Source organism: Comamonas composti DSM 21721 (assembly GCF_000429845.1).
Classification (GTDB): Bacteria; Pseudomonadota; Gammaproteobacteria; order Burkholderiales; family Burkholderiaceae_C; genus Comamonas; species Comamonas composti.
This window is the reverse complement of sequence record NZ_AUCQ01000013.1, coordinates 50,871-71,093: the sequence shown is the minus strand read 5'-3', so window position 1 is coordinate 71,093 and position 20,223 is coordinate 50,871. Positions and strand designations below refer to the sequence as shown.

The 20,223-nt window shown below is 64.0% G+C and carries 19 protein-coding genes; 3 read left to right on the top strand and 16 right to left on the bottom strand.

Annotation, left to right across the window (positions count from 1 at the left end):
• Nucleotides 1-79 precede the first annotated feature (79 nt).
• From G486_RS0109365 to mobH, 5 genes are all read right to left on the bottom strand, one after another.
• On the bottom strand, nt 80-1,219 hold the full coding sequence (locus G486_RS0109365; RefSeq protein ID WP_027015312.1) for a methanobactin export MATE transporter MbnM: 1,140 nt from the start codon (nt 1,217-1,219) through the stop codon (nt 80-82).
• Complete coding sequence (locus G486_RS0109360; protein ID WP_211233770.1) at nt 1,216-2,010, bottom strand: MbnP family copper-binding protein; 795 nt, start codon at nt 2,008-2,010, stop codon at nt 1,216-1,218. Before G486_RS0109360 ends, G486_RS0109365 begins: the two co-directional genes overlap by 4 nt.
• Before the next feature lie 108 nt (nt 2,011-2,118).
• A complete protein-coding gene (locus G486_RS0109355; RefSeq protein ID WP_084455149.1) occupies nt 2,119-4,308 on the bottom strand; it encodes a TonB-dependent hemoglobin/transferrin/lactoferrin family receptor in 2,190 nt (729 codons plus the stop codon).
• 69 nt (nt 4,309-4,377) lie between these two features.
• Nucleotides 4,378-4,785, bottom strand: coding sequence for a DUF2946 family protein (locus tag G486_RS23475; RefSeq protein WP_084455148.1), 408 nt, complete (start codon nt 4,783-4,785; stop codon nt 4,378-4,380).
• 174 nt (nt 4,786-4,959) lie between these two features.
• Nucleotides 4,960-6,819, bottom strand: coding sequence for a MobH family relaxase (gene mobH, locus G486_RS0109350; RefSeq protein ID WP_027015309.1), 1,860 nt, complete (start codon nt 6,817-6,819; stop codon nt 4,960-4,962).
• 304 nt (nt 6,820-7,123) lie between these two features.
• On the opposite strand from mobH, the gene G486_RS0109345 reads away from it, so the two are divergent.
• From G486_RS0109345 to G486_RS0109335, 3 genes are read left to right on the top strand one after another with little or no spacing between them, the layout of a single operon-like run.
• A complete protein-coding gene (locus G486_RS0109345) occupies nt 7,124-7,441 on the top strand; it encodes a type II toxin-antitoxin system PrlF family antitoxin (RefSeq protein WP_003290252.1) in 318 nt (105 codons plus the stop codon).
• On the top strand, nt 7,441-7,899 hold the full coding sequence (locus G486_RS0109340; protein ID WP_011489315.1) for a type II toxin-antitoxin system YhaV family toxin: 459 nt from the start codon (nt 7,441-7,443) through the stop codon (nt 7,897-7,899). The genes G486_RS0109345 and G486_RS0109340 overlap by 1 nt, the downstream gene beginning before the upstream one ends.
• A 27-nt stretch (nt 7,900-7,926) precedes the next feature.
• Nucleotides 7,927-8,304 carry a DUF3742 family protein gene (locus tag G486_RS0109335; protein WP_003290249.1) on the top strand — a complete coding sequence of 126 codons (378 nt, stop codon included), beginning with the start codon at nt 7,927-7,929 and terminating at the stop codon, nt 8,302-8,304.
• A 13-nt stretch (nt 8,305-8,317) separates the two neighbouring features.
• On the opposite strand, the gene G486_RS0109330 is transcribed toward G486_RS0109335, so the two are convergent.
• The 11 genes from G486_RS0109330 to G486_RS0109280 all read right to left on the bottom strand — a co-directional run bounded on the left by G486_RS0109330 (nt 8,318) and on the right by G486_RS0109280 (nt 20,206).
• Entirely contained in the window at nt 8,318-9,835 is a 1,518-nt protein-coding gene (locus G486_RS0109330; protein WP_027015308.1) for a conjugal transfer protein TraG N-terminal domain-containing protein, read from the bottom strand.
• Nucleotides 9,836-9,850: 15 nt separating this feature from the next.
• On the bottom strand, nt 9,851-10,210 hold the full coding sequence (locus G486_RS0109325) for a hypothetical protein (protein WP_027015307.1): 360 nt from the start codon (nt 10,208-10,210) through the stop codon (nt 9,851-9,853).
• Nucleotides 10,207-11,604, bottom strand: a complete 1,398-nt coding sequence (locus tag G486_RS0109320; protein WP_027015306.1) for an integrating conjugative element protein — start codon at nt 11,602-11,604, stop codon at nt 10,207-10,209. Before G486_RS0109320 ends, G486_RS0109325 begins: the two co-directional genes overlap by 4 nt.
• A gap of 9 nt (nt 11,605-11,613) precedes the next feature.
• Entirely contained in the window at nt 11,614-12,477 is an 864-nt protein-coding gene (locus G486_RS0109315) for a TIGR03756 family integrating conjugative element protein (RefSeq protein WP_455350718.1), read from the bottom strand.
• Nucleotides 12,478-12,560: 83 nt separating this feature from the next.
• Complete coding sequence (locus G486_RS0109310) at nt 12,561-13,007, bottom strand: TIGR03757 family integrating conjugative element protein (RefSeq protein WP_027015304.1); 447 nt, start codon at nt 13,005-13,007, stop codon at nt 12,561-12,563.
• 159 nt (nt 13,008-13,166) lie between these two features.
• Nucleotides 13,167-13,661, bottom strand: coding sequence for a RadC family protein (radC, locus tag G486_RS0109305; protein ID WP_027015303.1), 495 nt, complete (start codon nt 13,659-13,661; stop codon nt 13,167-13,169).
• 183 nt (nt 13,662-13,844) lie between these two features.
• On the bottom strand, nt 13,845-14,609 hold the full coding sequence (locus G486_RS0109300) for a DsbA family protein (protein WP_027015302.1): 765 nt from the start codon (nt 14,607-14,609) through the stop codon (nt 13,845-13,847).
• 13 nt (nt 14,610-14,622) lie between these two features.
• Nucleotides 14,623-17,505 carry a conjugative transfer ATPase gene (locus G486_RS0109295; protein ID WP_027015301.1) on the bottom strand — a complete coding sequence of 961 codons (2,883 nt, stop codon included), beginning with the start codon at nt 17,503-17,505 and terminating at the stop codon, nt 14,623-14,625.
• Nucleotides 17,505-17,945, bottom strand: coding sequence for a TIGR03751 family conjugal transfer lipoprotein (locus G486_RS0109290; protein ID WP_027015300.1), 441 nt, complete (start codon nt 17,943-17,945; stop codon nt 17,505-17,507). The genes G486_RS0109295 and G486_RS0109290 overlap by 1 nt, the downstream gene beginning before the upstream one ends.
• Entirely contained in the window at nt 17,926-19,344 is a 1,419-nt protein-coding gene (locus G486_RS0109285; protein WP_027015299.1) for a TIGR03752 family integrating conjugative element protein, read from the bottom strand. The genes G486_RS0109290 and G486_RS0109285 overlap by 20 nt, the downstream gene beginning before the upstream one ends.
• Nucleotides 19,334-20,206, bottom strand: a complete 873-nt coding sequence (locus G486_RS0109280; protein ID WP_455350717.1) for a TIGR03749 family integrating conjugative element protein — start codon at nt 20,204-20,206, stop codon at nt 19,334-19,336. Before G486_RS0109280 ends, G486_RS0109285 begins: the two co-directional genes overlap by 11 nt.
• Between the last annotated feature and the right edge of the window lie 17 nt (nt 20,207-20,223).

The following is a 20,223-nucleotide window of genomic DNA, read 5'->3' as shown; positions in this document are numbered from 1 at the left end:
TCAAATCGTGGACTCGTCTTCTCGATAGGCAGCCTCCTTTTTCCAGTAGTAGAACCATGCTTCCTTTGAACAACCGTGCTCACCGTGCCTGCTCCCACGGATTCGACAACTTGGGGTCATTCAGGAACCCCTCGTCGGTCAAGGTCTTGAGAAAGTTCAGCAGGTCCAATTTTTCCTGCTCAGTGAAGTCGATCCTGGAGATCAGGCCGCTCTTGTGAGGATTCAGACGGCCGTCCCCCTGGTTTGGGCCGGAGGTCGTGACCTTGCCACCCTGGGAGTACTGCTCGATGACCTCTTCGAGCGTGGCTACGCTGCCGTCGTGCATGTAGGGCGCGGTAACCTCGACATTGCGCAGGCTCGGCGCCCGGAAGGCACCCATGTCCTCGGGCTTGGCAGTGCCCTCGAACACGCCCCGGTTCGGATAGGGATAGCCACCCTTGCCATCGACGTTGTACAAGCCGTTGTTGTGGAACAGCGTCTCGACCAGGCGGCTCTTCTTGTGGAGGACCTGGTCGTTGAAATTGAAGCTGCCATGGCAGTGGTGGCACTCGGCCTTCTCGCCGAAAAACAGCACCATGCCGCGATCCTCGGAAGCCGAGAGTGCTTCCTTGCCCTGCAGGTAGCGGTCGTAGCGGCTATCGACGGAGACCATGGAACGCTGAAAGGCGGCGATGGCCTTGATCACCGTGGCCATGCTCAGCGGCTCTGCGTCGTCGGGAAAAGACTGCCGGAACAATGGCGGATAGATCGGATCGTTGCGCAAGCGACCCAGAACCTCCTGTCGATTGGCGTCGGTGACGCCCATCTCGACGGGGTCGTCGCCAAACAGCGGGATCTCCATCTGCTGCTCCAGCGAGACCAGCGCTGGATTGGCCCAGTTGTAGGTGGCATGCCAGGCACTGTTGGCGAGCCCCAGCGCATTGCGATGCGTGTGCTCTCCCATCGATCCCACCGACAGCGATCGGCCATCGGTGAAGGCCCGGCTCTGCTGGTGGCATGACGCGCAGGACATGGTGCCGTTGCCAGACAGTCGAGTGTCGTAGAAGAGCTTTCGCCCGAGTTCGACTTTCACTGCCGACATAGGGTTGTCGACGGGCACGCGGGGCTCCGGCACATGCGTCGGCAGGTTCCACGACCAGACACTGGCGGTCACCATTGCAGCGACTGCTGCCGGTACGGCAATCAGGCCCAACACCGCGGACAGTGCCCGTCGTTTCACGGCTTGGTTCCGACCGTGAATAGTGGCGAATGACCTGGCACATCAGGCTCTCCGCTCTCCAGGGACAAGCCCAGACGCTGGAAGATGGCACCGCACTCGGGGTCGGTTGGCCCACTCATGCAACCCACGGCACCTCCCCGATCCTCGGAAACGCGCGTGGCCTGGAACAGTGAGGTCAGATCCAGCTCGACCCGCTGTGCGTTCAGGTCGAATCGCTCCATCACTACCGGGAGGCGATTCGAGCGCAGGCAGGACACTGTCTGCCCGGTGACGGGATTGCCGGTGCAGCCGGTTGAACCCAGATGCACATACCAAGACGCGGAACGTGAGCCATCGGGCTTCGTGACGCCGCCCTCCGGGTCAATCTCGATCTTGGCGAACTTGCGCCCCGCCTGCCAGCTCCAGCCCATAGCCGCGATGTCCAGCGGCGCCCCCTCCAACTCGGTGCTGGTGTGGTTCAACGTGCGCGGAACGCCCACGGTGAAGGCCAGGCCGGTATAGCGACCGGCCGGCACCGTGCCAGTGACCACCGCATTGGTCGCGGAGGTTCCCCCGACGCACGTGCCGGTGGCATCCTCGAAGTCGAGCAGGGCGACCTGCTCGTTCTGCCAGTCGTTGGAAGTCAGGGCGATGGGCGTTCGCTTGCCATCGGGTCCCACCAATGCCACGTCTTGCACGTAGAACCGAGCATCGCGCAGTGTCGCGCGCTTCGCATCGCTGCCCAGCGCGCCCAGAGATGTCCCGCAGCGAGCGGCCTGACCGTTGGCTACCACCTCGAAGGTGATGGCCACAGTCTGAAGGTCGCCCCCATGGGGCGAAGGGGTGCTCACGCACGCGGACAGGCCGGCCGTCAAGACCACCGCTGCCGTCAAGTGACTGACTCGCATATTGGCCTCCCGTCAGAACCGGGCGCTCAGCGTCACATTGACGCTGCGGCCCTGTTCGTAGCTGAATGTCTCGGCCATCGATTGCTGGTACGTGGCGTAGCCCTTGTTAAACAGGTTCGTGACGCCGACATCCACGCGGTACTGACGTTGCTGGTAGGACACTCCGATGTCGTGCACGGCATAGCCACTGCGCCGGCGCAGTTCCGTCGCGTCGTAGTCCTGGGCGCGTACGAACTGCCCCAAATAGCGCACGGACCAGTTGTTGTCGATCCGGTACTGCGCGCCGAAGGCAAGCTTGTCTGGCGGGGCGTACAGGTGCGCACCCGTCTCGGCGTTCTTCGAGCGCAGCCGCGAGTAGCCCAGGCCCAAGGTAAGGTCATCCCAAGCGTAGGCCACTTCCAACTCGCCGCCATGTCGCTCGGCGCGGGCCACGTTGTTGCGCTGGAAGATGAGGCCGGTTCCAACGAAGGGTGCTTCACGCGTAAAGCGGCCGACCACCTGCTGATCGATCATGTCTTCCACGTCCTCGGTGAAGTACGCGGCCTTCACGCGCAGGCGGTCGCCCGCACCCAGCACATCGTCAAACGACAGGGTGGCCCCCACCTCCTTTGCGGTGCTGGTCTCGGGCTTCAGATTGGTGTTGGGCCGGAAGTTGAACAGCGCCCGGTTCGTGTTCAGGTTGCCAAACATCTCCGTCAGAGTCGGGCCGCGGTAGGCCTTGCCGTAGCTGGCGTAAACGCCGAGGACCTCCCAGGGTTGGTACTTGAGGGTGACCTTGGGCGAGAGCTTGTTGTGGCTGACCTCACTCTGACCGGGAGACGTGAGCTTGTAGTCGTCGTGACGCAGGGCTCCGATCAGCGTCCACTTGTCAAGGAACGAAATCTCGTCCTGCAGGAACACGCCCACGGCACGCATCCGCCCGTTGGGCAGCACGCTGTTGGACTGGCCTGCGGACGTGTTCTCGCTGGTGTCGCGGTACATATCCACGCCGTAGGTGAGACGATGCGCCATCCAGGGGCCGGTATCGAACCGGCTGCTGTTCTGCAGGCTGGCCCCGACCGTCTTGGTCATCGTGGTGGTGTCGGCCTGCGGGGGAGTCGCCAGGCTATGGCTGTCGAGTTTGAACGTCGTCTGGTAAACCGTCAGCTTGCCGTCCAGCAACCTGCGATCGGTATCGCGAAAGGCCCAGCTACCGGTGTACTGCTCCTGGTCGCGCTTGAGATCATGCGAGAACTGGGAGAGCAGGTTGCCACCGGGATTGGTGGGGCCCACCATCTTGTCGACGAAACGCTGGTAGCTCAGTTCTAGCCGGTTGAGTTCGTTGGGAGAAAAACCGCCTTTGAACAGACCACTCTTCAGGTTGCCGTCGTTAGGGTACTTCGCGTGGTCGCCGCTGGCGCCGGTGTGGATTTCGCCGAAGTCGCGGAAGGTCCCGCTGGCCAGAACGTCGAAGTTTCCGGAGCGCGCTGCGGCAGTCAGGTTCGTTGACCATTCCTCATTGGCGCTGCGATAGCCGCCTTTGACCTGCCCGCCGAAGTTCTTGCCGGATTCCAGGAAATCCGCTGCACCGATGGTCTCGAATGCCATCACGCCACCCAGTCCACCGCCGCCGTACACGGCCGAGACCGGGCCGCGCACGACATCGACCTGCCGAATGAAATCCGGATCGATCAGCAACGGGGTGTTGACGCCACCCTCGTAGTTGCGACGCGCGCCGTCCACGGACAGGATGATGCGCGGTCCCTGGAGGCCACGAATTGCAGGACTTTGGGCGGCAGGTCGCGGACCGCCGCCATAGTTCACGTTGGGAAGTGCTTGCAGCAGGGTGGAGACGGTGCTTGCTTGAGCATCGTCCAGTTCCTCGCGGGTCACCGTCGAGACAGAGGCTGGCACGTCAAATCGGCTGTGCGGACTGCGCGTGGCCGTCACCGTGACGGTATCCAGGACGGTGGTGGCTTGAGTGTCTTTGGACTCAACAGCGTTGTCATGCTGCTGCGCGTAGGCGCTCTGGTGGGCAAGCACGCAGGACGCCGCGAGTGCCAGTGTGAACGCCGTGCCGGCCGGATTCCGGACGTTCGGCAGAGCTTCACTGAGGGCCGTGGCTACACGGTGCTGAAAGAACTGCGCTCGGATGGCGACTGTTCGCGCACGAGGGCGCAGACGCGAACGGCCAGCGCCGATCGCGGAAGAATCTCCGGACATAAAAACTCCAACAATGATCGTGGCGAAGGCCGCGCAGGAAGTACTCTGCACGGCCCAATGGGCTGCGAATCAGACGTTGGAGGGGGGCGCGCGTGCTTGGTGCGCAGTTCTGAAGCCTTCGGCTACAAAGTGTTCTGCCGGAGGAGCTTGAGGTGCGTGAGTGTTGAGATCGAGGGCGGGCAGAAACGCCATTGATGGCGGAAGCCCCACGCAATGTGCGAGCGGACACAACGCACACATACCACTGGATGGCATCGTCTCGGTGTCTGGCTGATCTTGATCAAGATCGATACCAAAATCCGACAAAGGCACGGTCTTCATGCCTGAGCCGGTGCAGATGACGACCATCTCTTCATCTGCCGAGATGGACACCAAAGGCATGCTTGCTACGGCGAAGGACTGCAACAGAAACACCACCGCCACGGCAACCGTACCGAAGCGGCGTGTTCTGTTACGAAGCAGCCTCCAAAATCGCATGTCGTTTTCTTATTGCTCTAAAGTAAAAAAAGATGTGAACGCCTCCGTTTTTTATTTTACAGCTGTCGCTATTGACAGTCCAGAGATTTTTCTGTAGCTGATCTTTCGCCGCGCTGCGCCTTCAGCTCGCAGCGAGTCAGCTAAGCAAACATAGTTGGCTTTTTGACAGTGCGTCTACTTGCTGCTCAGTACCCTAAGGTATGGGTTGTTGGGGGGGATTTGCGCGAATAGAAGATGAGCGTGTTCCAGCAAGTACCCATGAAGTTGCCGTGATTTCCGAGGCCCGGAGACTTCGCAGGTCCAGATGTTTAGGCCGTTAGGCTGCTTGCAATGCAATTGCAGTCGCTCGAATCGCTTTTGCACCCACTGCCAATCTTGTTGGTTTTCCTGCTTGGCCAGCGTGCGTACCTCAGGGTGCTCCTGGGCATAGCGCTGAAAGACGCCGGGGCTGACCAAGTACGCGGTATCAATCACGGTATGCACCAGTGCCTTCGCGTCGTTGATGATAAGCCGGCGTGAGGCGATACCCTGTTTCAGCCATGCCATGAAATGCTCGCCGGACGGTTGCTCCGTCGAGAGCACGGGCTGACGCATAGGTGACGAAGACAGCGCCGCAGCCAAGGTTGGCGCGAGCACTTCGGAGCGCGTGGCAGGCGCCTCGCCCAAGGCGGCTTCCGCATTCTGTTTTTCGCGCTCCGAATCGCCCCTCTCCACCATTGCCAGCAGATCCTCCATGACGTCGGTCACGGCCTGGCCCACGGGCGAAGGAATCGTGTCGGTGCCGCCGCCGCCCTCCCATGGCGCGGGCTCCTGACCTTCCACGGTCGGTCTCGCTATGATCGCTGGCGAAGAGGCCGAGGCATCGGTGTCTTTATCGGCAGATGCCGTGTCGATCGCCACAGTGCCTGCGAACGGCGCCGGCCGCTCGCCGGTTTTCCAAATTAGCGCAGGAGCGAGGCGCAGCAGCGTGAAGGAGTGGGACCAGCCAGTGGAGCTGGTCACGGTCGCGCGCCAGATTGCCTTGCCGTCCGATGTGGTCTGCAACATGCCGTGGTCCTGCAGCACGTTGAACACGGCGGTGTTGTTCGCAGGAATGCCATCGATGCCCTGAGACAACAAGTGGGCGCGCAGCTTGTCGGAACAGGTCTTGCTCACCAGCCACAAGGCATCCTCGGTGAGCCAGCCATCGGAGGCTTCGGGCTGGTTCAACTTCAACTCTTCCTTGAGCAGGTAGCGCAATCCGTCCAGCAGCTTGCGTTGCAGCGCGTGCTTGGGCGCGGCCATGGCGCGGGCCGGATCGCCACCCAGTTCCTGCGCCACCGAAGCACGATCAGCCTGTACGACAAGCTCACCCAGTACACCGGCATGTTCGTATTGACCGGCCAGCACATAGAGCAGCGGTGCCCAGAGGGCCGGATAATCACTGAGCCAGTCCAGAAGGTGGCGGTCGAGCAGTTGGCGATAGAGCAAGCCCGTCGCCGCGCTGTGCAGGCGGTATTCGCGATCGTCTCGGTAGCGGAAGCGGTACGGCTGGCGCAATGGGCCGTGCCAGGGGTGCCACGTGCTGCCGTCGGCCAACTCGACGTGGAGATCGACGGCGAGCTTGCCGACGTCGTGTAGCAAGGCCGCGTAGGCGACGGCGGCGGTCCAGGCTTCGGATTGCGCGGCCTGGTCCTCCGGGGTGCTGCCGGCCGGTAACAGGTGCGATTGCCGCAGCTTGAGGGCGTAGGCAACGATCTCCAGTCCGTGGTCCAGCATGCCGCCGGGGTACGCATGGTGATGGGCCTCCGAGGCGGGAAACCGCTGGACCAGCTCGGCGTAGCGTTCCAGCGGTGCGCGATAGAGGGTGGCGAACTGCCTGCGCGACAGCGACGTGCGCTGCCAGATGTGTTCCAGCAGCTTCTGCCGGCGCGGTGTCGCCAGCAGCGAGGCGGCCGACTCGGGCCGCAGCCGCCCTTTCGGGAGGTCAATGGAGGGTGCTGGCGACGGAGCGGCAGCCACGGAGGGCCGTTTTCGCTGGAACAGAGAGAGCATGTGGGTGTCCTGGTGGCGGGCCGACAGGGAGGCCTTTTGCCTTTTCGAGGTAGGGCCTTTCCCCTTGCAGCCCCTTCCCTTGCCCTTTCGGCCCTTTGGCCTTTAACCATTTGGATATAGGGCGGCGTGCGCTTGCCGTCCACCACCAATGCGGGTTGCAGCGGGCCGGATTGGTGCGTGAAGGCTCGCTGTTCCCGCCATACGATGGCCCGATTCTTGGACTCTGGAGAGCATCATGAGGGCTAACATTGACACGGTAAGGAAATTTCCTTACCATAGTGGCGTCGCCATCAGGAGAACCACCATGCCTGCCATTCATGAAGTTGCCACGCTGACGTCCAAAGGCCAGATCACGCTGCCCAAGCCCATCCGGCAGGCGCTCGGTGTCGATGCCGGCGGCAAGCTCGCGTTCGACCTGCGGGGCAGCGAAGTCGTTGTCACCCGCGTTGACGCCGAGCACGAGGACCCCGCCATCGGCGCGTTCCTGAGCCTGCTGGCCCGCGACATCGAGGCTGGTCGGAATGTCCAGGGCCTGCCCGAGGACTTGGCTCGTGCCATGCTGGAGCATGCAGGTCATAGCGTGAACCTGGGCGAGGAGATCGACGGCGAAGTGGAACTCTGATGCAACGGCATGGCTGGGCATTGCTGTTCCACGACTGTGTGATCGAGCAGTTGCAAAAATTGCACGGAGCCGCACGGCGCGCGCAAGAGAACGACCCGGAAGGCTTCGAGTCCAACGCCAACGTCAAGCTCTTCAGGGCCTTGAATCAGTTGATATTGGATGTGGTGCCCGGTGATCCGGCACGAGACGAGTACCGCCAGGGCAACACCCTGGGGCCCGCCCACCGGCACTGGCGACGGGCCAAGATCGGAAGGCGGTTCCGGTTGTTCTTCCGGTACGACTCGAAGGCCAAGGTCATCGTGTACGCCTGGGTCAATGATGAGCAGACCTTGCGGTCTTCGGGGAGCAAGTCAGATCCCTATGCCGTGTTCGAGAAAATGCTCGGACGTGGAAATCCGCCAGACGATTGGAACGTATTGGTGCAGGCAAGCAAGCAGGATTGGAGCAAACTGGAATAGGCATTCCTCATGTAGCAGGAGACGACCATGAACACGACAACCCGCATCAGCACCGCAGAACGCCTCGGCCGCAGCGTTGGCCGTGGATGGCGCGCCTATGCGCGCGGCGAGCGAAGGTTGTCGGGTTGGCTCGCCTCCAAGGGGATGCCGCTTGCCGGTGCCACCGTGCTCGTATGGGTAGTGAAGCTGGTCGCGCTGGGATTGCTGTTCTACGCCGCGTTCTGGCTGGCGTTGGTGCTCCTGGTTGGGGTTGCCGCAGCATGGACGGCCAGCAATTCGACGGTCAATGATGATCGCTGGAGGCAACCGGACGAACTGCGAAACGGCGAGGCAGGCTTTGGCCTGTATTCGTCCAGCGGTCAGCGGATCGACCCGCACGACCCGAACGATCCGTTCAACGACTGAAATGGGCGACCGATCAAAGCACCTTGCCGGTAACCTTGTTCACGCCCGATCCCGCGCTATCGCGTGCTTCCTTGGAACCGACAGCCAGGTTCTGAGCGATAACCCCGGCTTTTACTCCGACCCACCCAAGAGCTGCCACCCAGAAAGTCGGCAGGACCAAGAACATCGTGCCGGTGACGAACATCAAAAGCATGTCGCCGAAGGCATTGTTCAGCCCCACCAGCGGGTCGAAGTTGGTATGCGGCCGGTTCCAGCCAAAGCCCCACCCGTAGAGTGCATCGAGGATGGTGCTGTCGATCCAGCGTGCGAGCTGAAACCAGAAGTCCGTGAAGAACAGCGCGAACTGGACGGTGCTGACGGTGACGACCATCTTCAGGTCATAGGTGCCCACGACCAGCACTAGCGGAATGCAGATCACGAGCGCCATCTTGAGCAGTGCGAGCACCATGGGCAGTGCTTGGCGCACTACGTCCATTGCCGGGAAGGCGGCGAGAGCCCCAACCGCCAAGCCAACATCGCTGGTGGCACGGTTGACGACATTGGGCAATGTCTTGTCGATCTGACCGCCGTAGTCCGTATAGACGCTGCCTTGGTTCAATTTCTGCTGCCGCGGTGACGCGATGGCGCGGATCACGGAGTCGTCCACCTCGGCCCTGCTCAGGAATCCAGCCCAGCCCGCAAGGCGATTCAGCAGGCTCGGGTCCACTTGCCCCAGCAGCCGCGCGCGCAGTCCGTTACTGCCGTCGGACCACCACTGCCTGCAGGTCGGGTAGCCGCCACCATTGGTAACCTGCGCGAGCCCAGCATCGCGGGTGTCGTCATAGGGCCATGCCTCTCGCGCCGTACTGGAGCGGTAGCTGTCGTAGTAGCCACCTGTGTCCGTGAAAAAGTGCGAGCCGATCCAGGTCACGTCGTGCATCTGCTGCTCATCGAGATCCGGGCGCTGCATGAACAGCTTGGCGCGCGCCGGTCCATAGCAGTCCCGAGAGAAATCCGCCACCTCCTGAGCCAGCACCGGGTCGTCGATACGGGTCGCATCGATCTCCATCCGCATCTGCCGCAGATCCGTGCCGCACGGGATCGCAGCCACCGAGGCGCTCGTGACGGCGCGCGAAAGCGCGTGCATGAAAGCCCACCAGACCGGAACCTTCGCCGACTGGTTGTTGATGGTGCTGAAGGATTGCGACCAGCCCGTTTCCGTGGGCTGCGGCACACTGACTTGGCACTGCGCCGAGCGCGAGCTGTCGTACTGGATAGTGTTGAGGTCGACGTCGATGAACGGAATGCCAGCGAACATCACGACCACGATGGCCACAAAGACTCGGTTCTCAATGCGCGCCGCCGAGAGCACGCCCTTGTTGCCTTCGTCGGCGCCCTCCGCGCGGGCCTTGAGCCATTCCTGGATGACGATCGCCACAAAGGGCAGTGCAAACACCCCGCTGGACACGAGGACGGCCCAGATGCCGTTGTTGACGATCCAGGACACGAGGGTGAGGTAGTACTCCAGGTAGTCGGTCGTGAACAGCGTCATGGCCCCGATCTCCCCTCAAGCGGCCTGCATCAACAGGTTGGCTTCGAGCGCCACAATGGCAACGACGCCGGCGACCTCTGCGCGGATCAGCCGACGTCGCGCGTGCGTGTTCTCTTCGCGGGCCAGCAGCCGGCGGCGCATCCAGACCCATCCATAGGCCGTACCGCCGTACAGGCACAGTCGCCAGATGAAGAAGTACCCTGCAGACGCCGCCAGCCACCGCTCCCAGGCCGCGACACTGCCGACCAGGTAGATGCCCGCGACGTTGGCCCCTACGGCGGCGGCCACGACCAGCACAAGCCATAGCAGGGTTTTCGCCACGTGCCGGCTGAACAGCCAGCGTAGTGGACGCCAAGTCATGCGAGCCGCGCTCATGGCCGACCTCCCGGATTGCCCTTCTGGAGTTGGTCGAGACGGTCGGGCACCGGATCGCCCTCGTAGATGCCGCGCGAGCCCGACGCGCGCGTGCTATGGCGCTGAATGATGGCCATCGGCGAGTTGTTGGCCAGCTCGCGGCGCAGTTCCAGTTCCGTTTTGAGATTCTGGATCTCGCGGTCGAGCGTATCGCTCTCCTTGTTCACGCCCTCCACCGCAAGCTCGTTGGCCGCGACGTTGGGCTCTTTTTTGCCCGTGAGCAGCGTGCGCTGCAGCAGCAGCGCCTTCTCCAGCACGGAGGACAGCGCGACCTCGGACGCCAGGCGCTGCGACAGCAGGTGTTGGTCTGGCTCGTCACGCAGCGCTTCGATCACGCCGCGCGTGATGGGCAGCGACGCACTGCCAGCCTCGCGCAGGTTCTCGGGTGTCGTGTTCTTCGCCTTAGACACCAGATCCTGGAGCGCCTGCAGCTTGGCGTCGTATTCTTCCTGGATCAGCGGCGTCAGCCCTACGCCGGGCGTCGTTTCGGTCTTGGTGCAGGCATCGCATGTGCGCTGTTCCTTCTCGCCGAGCACGCGCGTGGCCCAATCGACGGCGGCCTGCGGCGAGGTCCAGGTCTGGCACGAGAGACTGCTACAACTGGTCGGTGCGATGGACGACGTATCGGTCACACCGCGGCCGTTGACCAGGTTGTAGCCGGCACGGGTGACATCGCCGACGACCTTGATCGCGGGCTGGCCAGAGCCCCCCGCGTTACTGCCCCCGACCCACGGCACACCGTCATTGCCGCGGCGAGTCTCCGCCTGCTCGATGGCTGAGACCGCATCCGTGCTCGACACCGCATCGCGCAGCGCCAAGCCTTCTGCCATCTGGCTCCAGCCAAGCTGCCCGCCCGCCGTCTGGGCCATCTTCTCCGCCATGGCACGGCACGTCAGCTTGGAGCGGTCGAAATCGAGCCGTGCCTGCAGCACGCCATTGGTAAGCAGGTTGTAAAGGCCCGGATCGGCCCGCTGAATGATCAGTGCCGGCAACGATGCCACCGCGCTGGTGGCGCTTTGGATCACCGATGACATGATTTGCTGGAAGCCGTTGGTGACGCCGTTGAGTTGATTCTTCAACGTGGTCTGGATGCTCATGTCACCGCAGATCAAGTTGCTGTTCCAGCCCACGCCGACCCCGAGAGAGCGCATGCCAGCCGCACGTCCCATCGACACGGCGTTTCCGCCTCCGATCGAGTACATAACGTCATCGCCGATGACACTGCCGCCGGTCTGGTAGCCCAGTTGGCCCAAGGCCACACCGCTCGTCAGCGCGAGCGCACCGGCCAGCGCCAGGACGATATTCGTGCGACGTACCCGGGGGGGGAACGGATTGAATGCAGGACGGAACTTCATGGCACCACCTCAGAGGAAATCGACGCTGCCGAGAAACACCTGGCCCCGGCGTTCGCAGCAGGCATACGGCCGCCAGAGCGCCCAGGCGTAGTCGCCTTGCTGGGCTTGCGTCAGGGAGCCATCGCGGGGGAACACCGCGCAGGACGAGGACAGGACAGGCGTGAGTTCCTGCCACTTGCCCGTCGAGGCATCGCCCTCCATGAGCGCGCCAGCCGGCCAGTAGCCATCACGGGAGTTGGCGAGCAGCGGTTGATAAACATGGATCTGCCCGCGGCGCGTGACGACATCGCCTGCGCGCTGGGCCACCACGGCGCCGGCCTTGTGGTCGTCGGTCTGGTGCAAGAACCCACCGCGGGGATACACGTTGCCCCAGAGGTTCATCGTGGTGCGTGCGCCGACCTCGCGCATGCCGGGAATCAGCGCTTCCGGGTAGGCCATCTCGGGCACGTTGTAGCGCCAGGCCAGCGTGTCCAGGGTGCTGAGCAAGTACGGCATGAACGCCGTGCCCGCACCCTCACAGAAGTAGCCCGAGGACGACACGAACTGGTTGAATACCTCGCCGCCGGGATGGCCGATGACATCGCTGTTCTTGAATTTGGCGAGGTTGTTTTCGTGGTCTTCGTTCGTGGTGCCATCGCCGCCGGCTTGCGCCGATGGGTTGGGTGTGCTCATCGCCCGGACTTCGATCCACGGGTTTTCGCCGGTGTTGCTGTAGCTGGAGACGACCGCATCGGGGATGTAGTGGCGGACTTTGATGGACGTGCGCACCGTGCAGCCACCCCAGGAGCAGAACAGCCAATAGCAGATGCCAACCACCCGGTATTCCAGGCAGTCTGGCGACATGACGGAAGACACGATGGTGGCGGTATTCAGGGCGTAACTGCTCGTGGCGCCGACCAGCAGCACCGAGGCCACGACAACACGCAGACGGCGCAGCAGGTCAAATGGGCGATGGGTCACGGCTGCGTCCTCCGGTGCTGCTCGATGCGCGCGACTGCGCGGGCCACGTCCGGCTCGCCATAGATCACGTAGCGCTTGTCCACGACGACGGCCGGGATGCTGGTGATGCCCAGGCTCCATGCGTCGGTGACGCCCTGGTATGCGGACGCAATGCGGCGCTGGAGGTCGGCACCGCCACCGTTCAGCCGACGCTTGACGATGACGGCAGCCTGTTCGGGATCTGCGGGGAGTTCGGCAGCAAGCTCCGTTTCGATCCGATGCGCTTCGTCCAACTCGATCAGCCGCTCACCGCCCACGGTCTTGAGGGGGTGCCGGCTGTCGGTGACGACCAGCACGTCGGCGGCGAAGGTGGCCGGGCTGAAAACGACCAGAGCGACCGGCAGCGCAACGGCCAGGCCGAGGGTTCGCCATCCCGGCGAGAACCTGGAAATAGATGCTGGCATGTCGCGTACCCCGGGAAGTTGATCAGGGCCATAGTCAAACGCCGAACCTGATGCAGCCCCAACAAACAATGCGCATCGCGGACACCCCGCATACCTGCTTGTCTCGCCGCAAAGAAAAACGGAGGCCGAAGCCCCCGCAGTGATCAATGAAGCGATGCGCTACAGCAAGCCGTGCTCAGCGAAGGAGTACGGATTTCCCAGGCCGACGACGATGTGGTCCAGTACCCGAACATCGATGAGCGCCAGCGCAGCCTGCAATCGCTGAGTCAGCGCGCGATCGGCGTTCGACGGTTCGGTGGCACCCGAAGGGTGCTGGTGCGCGAAGACCACTGCGGCGGCTTTCAGCTCCAATACACGCTGTACGACGACACGCGGATAGACTGCAGTCGAATTGATCGTGCCCCTGAACAGTGGCTCGTAGGCCAACACTTGATGCATGCTGTCCAGGAACACGACTGCGAATACTTCGTTGGGCTCAGCGACGAGTTTTAGACGCAGGTAGTCCCGCACGGCGGCCGGTTGGCTGAGGCACGGTCCGACTTTGAAGATCCGTCTCTCCAGCAACGCGATAGCCTGCTTGATGATCCAGTCCTCATGATGGGCCGCGACGGCGGAAAGCGACTCCACGCAGGAGTCATTGACGACGAAAGACATGGCGAACCTCCGGAAGGTGAGATCGGAGGGCGCACGCCCTGGGAGGGCAAGCCCTCCTGGGGATAGGAACAAGGGAACGAGGTGCATCCACCACCGCGCAGCGGTGATTGTTCGCGGCCAGGATGCGGAGCGAACGGGTATCGGTCAGCGCGGGCAACCGCGCCGTAGCCTTGAAGACCAGGGCTACCTGGGCATGTCGCCGACAACGTCGGCAGGCATTTCGGTGGTAGGTGTGGCGGCAGGTTCGTCAGCCGCCAGCATGTCCATGGCCGACAGCAAGGCATCGTCTTCGATTGGACCCTGCAGCAGGACGGACTGGCCCGTCTGGCGATCAAGCAGGCGCAGCGACGGCGTGGCCGTCACGCCGCCTTTCGTGGCTTCCGTGGCCTGGGCGCGGATGACTGCATCGGCTCGCTCGCTTGTCATGCACTGCTCAACGGCCGGCGTCGATTCCGGGTAGCGCAGGCCATCGGGCAATCCCTGGCCGTCGCTGCGCGTGTGGGCATAGACCCACTCGACGGCATGCCAAAAGGCAGCATGCCCGCCGGCTTCGGCGACGCACTCGACCAGACGCGCCTCGGCCGACGCGGCCGGCTCATGTGCGGCCAGCGGCTGGTGGTGCCATTGCAGGGCCACGTCGGCGTTGCTGCCGACCCAGCGCTTGAGCTGCGGGAAATACTCCCGGCAGAACGGACATTCCAGATCGGCATAGAGCGTCAGCGTGAAACGCCCTTCGGGATTGCCCATCTGCCAGGGCGGCCCGGACATCAGTGCCGTGCTGACCGGCGTGGGCGACTGTGGTGAGGGTTCGCCGGGCGACCGGGACACGAGCCAGATCAGCAGCAGCGCGACCAGCGCAACAGCTAAGGCCCAAGGCCAGCGGGGCCGCCCGTGGCGACGGCGGAACGCCTGAACTTGTATCGGAATGGAAGGACGCTTCTGCTCCATGGTGTTCTCCGGCTTACGACAGTTCCAGGGCAGGCGACTCGATGCCGCGTGCCTGGTCGATCTTCTCGGCGACCTTGAAAGCTGCTTCCAACTCGGTGCAGCCGTATTGCTGCATGAGCTGGTAGCGCTCTGCCTTCTCTTCGGGTTCGGTTTGCGCGAGCGCAAGGTACAGGCTCGGCGGCACGGCGCGGAACAGCACTTCCATGCTCTTGGAGAGGATGACGCCCTCGGTGAATTTCCCCGCCTCTTTGCGCGCCGAAAGCATCAGCGCCTTCTGCGCGGGCGAGAGTTCGCGGAAGCGTGCGATCTTCTCGACCTCATCGGGCGGCATCGACAGGCAGATCCACCACTCGATCATGTTGAGCATGGGCTCCGCAGCACGCGGCAGGTCGTCGATATTTTGCGTAGCGAGCCAGAACCAGGCTCCTAGCTTGCGCCACATTTTTGTGATTTTCACGACGTAGGGCGCGAGCAGCGGGTTCTTCGTGATGATGTGTCCTTCGTCGGTCACGTTGATGATCGGGCGGCCTAGGTACTGATCGCGCTCGGCGATGTTGTTCACCGTGCTGATCAGGCTGATGTAGGCAATGGAGAGCTGCGCGTTGTAGCCCTCGCGCGCATAGGTCGCGAGATCCACCAGGGTGATGTCGGCCTCGGGCCACGGCGTGCCGTCGCGGTCGAACATCTCGCCGTCCGTGCCTTGGCAGAACATGTCCATCGCGTCCGCCATCTCCAGCAGCCGCACGCGCCGCATCTCCGGCAGTGTCGAGTCCTGGCCGCGCGTGCGCAGCGCGTTGCGCACGTCGCGCGTGAGTACGGTGTGCTTCTCGGCCACGCAGTGTTCGGCGGCGTCGAGAATGCACTGTCGAATCAGCGAACGATCGGCCCGAGTCATCCGGGCCTCTTCTTTATCCTCGCCGCCAGTGATCATCAGCCGTGCAGTGATTTCCAGTTCACCGAGCACGTCGCGCTGCTCGTCCGCCTCCATGGCCGAGACGTCCGGCGGCTGGTCTTCATCCAGCGCATCCGCATCGAGCGTCTGCACGTCACTCGGCGTTTCGATCAGCCGGCGCGCGTCAGCGAAGGGTGCGAGGCTGATGCCTGAGCCTGGGGCCAGCTTGACCCGGTTCACGGTCAGGCCCAGACGCTTGGCGAAATCGCTGAACAGGCCGAAGCTGTTGCCGGCTTCCACGATGAAGAGGCGCGGCCGGTAGATGGCCGTGACCTGATTCAAGAGGTTGTTGAGCGTTGCGCTTTTGCCGGAGCCGGTCGGGCCGAACAGGAACAGATGGGCGTTCATCTGTCGATCCAGGCGGTTGAGCGGGTCAAAGGTGATCGGCCCGCCGCCTCGGTTGAAGAACGTATTGCCGGGATGGCCCGTACCTTGGCTGCGGCCCCAGGCCGGAGAGAGATTCGCCACGTGCTGGGCGAACATCAGTTGGGTGAACCAGTTCCGCCGATCCTGGCTCGGGTTGTAGCAGCATGGCAGCCAGCGCAGGTAGCTGTTCAAAGGCGCGACTTCATCGTCTTCGCGCACGGGCTGCAAACCAGCGTTGAGCATCACGTTCGCCAGGTCCAGGCCGCGCCGGTCCAGCTCAGCTTCATCCCGGCCGCGCAAATAAAAGGCCAGCGTTCCCCGGTAGAGCTTGTGAGCGCTGCCGATGAGCGAGCGGGCCTCCTGCACATCCTTGAGAGTCTGCTCCGATGCCAGTGTTTCGCCGACTGCCTTCTTCGCCAGGTGGTTCAGATGCGATTCGAGGATGTCCTGGGGTGTCGCCACCATGGTCAGACACATCGTCGTGTCCTCGGGCATCTGATCGAACAGCGTGTTGATCGCATCGCCTTTGCGAGTTTCGCCAGTCAGGTGACCTGTACCAGGCGGCATGCGCAGCCGGTCAGTGACCAGCACACGGTGCGGCATGCCGTCGAAGTGCCAGGTTCCGTGCTCTGCGTCCGAGCGTGGCTGGCTGAAGAAAAGCCGCTGGCTGAAATCCCGCCCACTCGCCAGCTCGATCTCGCCGTCTTCTGTCTCGTCGGGGTAGCGTGCCAACGCATAGAAGCGTTCGCGGTCCTCGACCCTAGGCCCGAGCAGCGTGGGACGCGGGTTGAACCACCGCAGCAGCCAGTCATGAACGTCGGCCGCGACCATGCGCCGGGCCTGGATGCCGGCGTTCGCCAGCCCACCACACAGGCGATCGCAGACGATGTTCAGCATCTGCTCGGGCGTCTGGCCGCGGCGGCTCGCCTGCCCGGTGGCCCGGCGATAGACGACCATGCGCACGCGCCGCGTCTGGCCGCGCCAACGCAGCCGCGTGACCACCGTGTCCTCGAAGAGCCCGCCCGGCTTCGCGACCGCGCGCAGGTGGTGTCCGAAGAAGCGAAGGTAGAACTCGGTGAAAGCCGTATTGCGGGCGCGCGGCTGCACGTAGTCGCGCAGGGTCTGCATGTACTGGTCGAAGCTGGGTTCGTCCTGGGCGTAGAGCTGGAGTACCCAGGGGTTCTCGTCCAGTTCATCGAACGAGTCCTGGAGCGCGTTCTCCAAGGCGTCGCGGGCATGCGCGAGCCAGCCGGGTTCCCGGCCCTCGGTGCCCAGTGGCACCAGCTCGTAGAATGCCGCGACCGATTGCCCATCTTCCAGCAGCATGGACTTCGAATCGGGCAGGAACTCCACCCAGGGCAGGAATTCCGCGAACGACGGCGCGACGTCGTACAGCGCCTGCTCGTCGGCCACCGTCGCCGGCCTGCGGCCATGGGCCGCCGTGCCGGGTTCTGGGATGCCGGCCTGGCGCAAGACCTCGACGTGGCGCTGCCAGCCCTCCGGCCACTCGTCATCGCCTGTGCCGGATGCGGCCAGCTTCGGCGCAGCCGACTTGGGCCAGGGGAGTTTCCAGCGCATCAGTAGTCCTCCACGCGCTCGCCAGGCATGGCGTACTGCACGCGCTGATACAAGGGAAAAACCGTCGTATAGCCCGGCACGGGCACCGGGTCCGTGCCTGCCAGGTGCGGGTACAGGTACATAACCAGGTCGGGATTCGGCAGGCGCTGGAACTGGCGATAGACCTCGTTGCGCGCTGTGCGCGTGTAGCGCATCTGCTCGGCGGCCGCGGCCTGTACATCCATCTCGGTCAGCGGCCGGCGCAGGCTCTGGCGCGCGTCGAGCAATTGCCTGCGTGCCACCTGGCCGGCGCCACCGCCGCCGTCACCGGCGTTCTGCTGCCAGATGTCCATCATCGTGCTGTCGCCGTGGGGCAGCAGCTTTTCCTTGCTGGTGGCACAGCCACCGAGTACTGCGATGGCGAGGGCCAGCGCCAGGCCCTTATTCAAGTTCGAGAGCATGGCTTTCTCCTGCGCGGTGATCGACCTTGCGACCTTCGGGATCGAAATCGATGGCGAGCGGCTTTTCGAGGTGGACGGCGACCTTTGCGCCGGGCTGGACATAGACGGCGGCGAAGGCCTGGCCGTACAACTTGTTGACCCAATCGGCCATGTCCCGCACGCCACCGGCCAGGATGCGGCCCACGGCCTCATTGCTGGAAATGCCGACGCTGCCGATGGAGCCGTCTGCGCCTACGTAGGACATCTGGCCGCTGTCGCTGTCGATCAGCGAGGCCACGCCAGCACCGGCCGCAGTGATTAGAGCCTGCGAGCCGAGGTACTGCTGGGCGTTGCTGCGCCGCTCCCCGCTGACGCAAGGAATGCCATACGGGTCGCTGATCCAGCCCAGGCCGTCGCGCTGCTGGTTGTTCTGCTGGTTGCCCTCACGGTCTTCGGGAATCGTCCGAATGGTCCCGTCATGGAACACAAAGGTGATGCTGCGCACCTGACCGCGCACGCAAGAGAGCGTCCAGTCGCCCGAGGCAGTGCCAGAAAACACGGCGCCGGCCACGTCGGGAATGTCGATGCCGTTTGCCGTGAGATTGTCGGGACCGACGAGGACTTTGAACGGATACGGATCGTTGACCGTACCGTCGATCGGCACGCGGCCGATCAGCGCCGTCATCGCCACCGATCCCATCAGCGTCGAGTTGGTCGGCACCGTGTAGACCGGCTTGGCGCTATTGGCGCCTGCGGCGCGGGCGCCCGCGTTCGCCACGGTTTTTGCCGTGGCATCCAGCGTGCTCTGCGCGGGGCCAAAGCTCGTCGGAAAGCTCATGCCGCCACCCGTGCCACGACTGCCGTTACGCCCATCAGCCGGCTTCGCGTCGTCTGGCTCGACCCAGCGCACGCCGCCTTCCATGCCTGCCTCGTCGCCGTCGCGCAGCCCCAGGCCCACGGGCAGATCGTTGTGGCCGCCGCCGCGCCCGCCGATGCCTTCCAAGCGCCGCTGCAGGTCGGCGAGCTGCCCCTCGGTCTGCTGGCGCTCGCTGGCCGCCTGCTGCTGGTCGCGGCGCAAGTTGGAGCGCTCGGATTCGAGGGCCGAACTGATGCGCTGGTCGATCGAGTTCTCGCGTTGGCGCAGGCGCTGGTTCTCCTCGCGCTGGGACTTGTTGTCGGACAGTGCCGTCTGAAGCTCGGTGCGCAACTGCTTCACCTGCGCCACGAGCGTCGCCACGGTATCGCGGGGGGTATCGCCCTCGATGCCCAGCGCCTTCATTTCCTCCGGTGTGAGCTTGGCGCCGGCACCCGCGGCGGGCGGCGCCGACGAGCTTCCACCCGAAAACAGCCGGATGGCGACAAACAGCACCAGCAGGGCTACGGGGATCATCAACCACTTCAGGAGTCCGTTACTGCGCATGGCGGGCCTCCTTGGCGTCGGTGGCCTCGGCTTCGGGCTGCGGCAGATGCGCGGCAGGATCGAAGCGGTTGATCGCCGGCAGCAGCGATTGCGCGAGGCCGTGCCCCCGCGTCACCAAATACAGGACGGTCGTGTCCTCTGGCGTCCCGCGCGGGCCGAGGGCTTCGTGCTGAAAGGTGGCGGTGAGGAAATCGCCCTGCAACACGCGCGGGTCGAGGGTGATCCAGCCGCCGCTGCTATTGGTGAGGCGGACGGCAGTGACCCACTGGTCTTCCAGACGCCATGAGGCGAGCGCGACCGCGCGCACCGGCAGCGTCGGCACCAGCGTGCCGAGGTCCAGGTCGCGGCGCAAGTTCACCCGCATGACGCCCGCCAGCGGCTCCACGGTGCGTAGCGGCGCGTAGAGGTTCTGCGCGGCGAAGCGCGTCAGGACAACCGGCACCGGGGTCTCGCGTCGCGCCGCCCGCGCGCCTGCCTGGTCCTGGGCGCGCACCGGAGCTTCGTTGTCATCGCCGGGCTGATCGCCATAGCGCGCCGGGGTGCTGTTGCCCTCGACGATGCGCACTGGTTCCAGCTCGGCTTCCCCGTCCTTGGCTGGCTCCGCCGCAATGTCCAGCAGGATCAGCGCGCCCGTGTCGGCGTCCTGCAATTGCAGCCGCGTGGGCTCGATCGGCTCGCTGGCGCGCAGGTACACCGCGCCGCCCGCGCTCTGCACCCGTAGGCGCTCGCCGACGCCCGCAGGTACGCCCACGCGGACGTTGCGGTCGATGAACACGATGCGCTCCTGGCCGACCTTCAAGGGCACCGCCAGCGGCATGCGTTCCCAGCGCAGGATTTCCACCGCCTGGGCAGCGGAGGACATGACCACTGCGGCGGCCA

What these genes read in the sequence shown, in the direction of transcription:
- G486_RS0109355 (WP_084455149.1), bottom strand. Translation starts at nt 4,308, where the DNA reads ATGTCCGGAGATTCTTCCGCGATCGGCGCTGGCCGTTCGCGTCTGCGC.
- G486_RS23475 (WP_084455148.1), bottom strand. Translation starts at nt 4,785, where the DNA reads ATGCGATTTTGGAGGCTGCTTCGTAACAGAACACGCCGCTTCGGTACG.
- mobH (WP_027015309.1), bottom strand. Translation starts at nt 6,819, where the DNA reads ATGCTCTCTCTGTTCCAGCGAAAACGGCCCTCCGTGGCTGCCGCTCCG.
- G486_RS0109345 (WP_003290252.1), top strand. Translation starts at nt 7,124, where the DNA reads ATGCCTGCCATTCATGAAGTTGCCACGCTGACGTCCAAAGGCCAGATC.
- G486_RS0109340 (WP_011489315.1), top strand. Translation starts at nt 7,441, where the DNA reads ATGCAACGGCATGGCTGGGCATTGCTGTTCCACGACTGTGTGATCGAG.
- G486_RS0109335 (WP_003290249.1), top strand. Translation starts at nt 7,927, where the DNA reads ATGAACACGACAACCCGCATCAGCACCGCAGAACGCCTCGGCCGCAGC.
- G486_RS0109330 (WP_027015308.1), bottom strand. Translation starts at nt 9,835, where the DNA reads ATGACGCTGTTCACGACCGACTACCTGGAGTACTACCTCACCCTCGTG.
- G486_RS0109325 (WP_027015307.1), bottom strand. Translation starts at nt 10,210, where the DNA reads ATGAGCGCGGCTCGCATGACTTGGCGTCCACTACGCTGGCTGTTCAGC.
- G486_RS0109320 (WP_027015306.1), bottom strand. Translation starts at nt 11,604, where the DNA reads ATGAAGTTCCGTCCTGCATTCAATCCGTTCCCCCCCCGGGTACGTCGC.
- G486_RS0109310 (WP_027015304.1), bottom strand. Translation starts at nt 13,007, where the DNA reads ATGCCAGCATCTATTTCCAGGTTCTCGCCGGGATGGCGAACCCTCGGC.
- radC (WP_027015303.1), bottom strand. Translation starts at nt 13,661, where the DNA reads ATGTCTTTCGTCGTCAATGACTCCTGCGTGGAGTCGCTTTCCGCCGTC.
- G486_RS0109300 (WP_027015302.1), bottom strand. Translation starts at nt 14,609, where the DNA reads ATGGAGCAGAAGCGTCCTTCCATTCCGATACAAGTTCAGGCGTTCCGC.
- G486_RS0109295 (WP_027015301.1), bottom strand. Translation starts at nt 17,505, where the DNA reads ATGCGCTGGAAACTCCCCTGGCCCAAGTCGGCTGCGCCGAAGCTGGCC.
- G486_RS0109290 (WP_027015300.1), bottom strand. Translation starts at nt 17,945, where the DNA reads ATGCTCTCGAACTTGAATAAGGGCCTGGCGCTGGCCCTCGCCATCGCA.
- G486_RS0109285 (WP_027015299.1), bottom strand. Translation starts at nt 19,344, where the DNA reads ATGCGCAGTAACGGACTCCTGAAGTGGTTGATGATCCCCGTAGCCCTG.
- G486_RS0109280 (WP_455350717.1), bottom strand. Translation starts at nt 20,206, where the DNA reads ATGTCCTCCGCTGCCCAGGCGGTGGAAATCCTGCGCTGGGAACGCATG.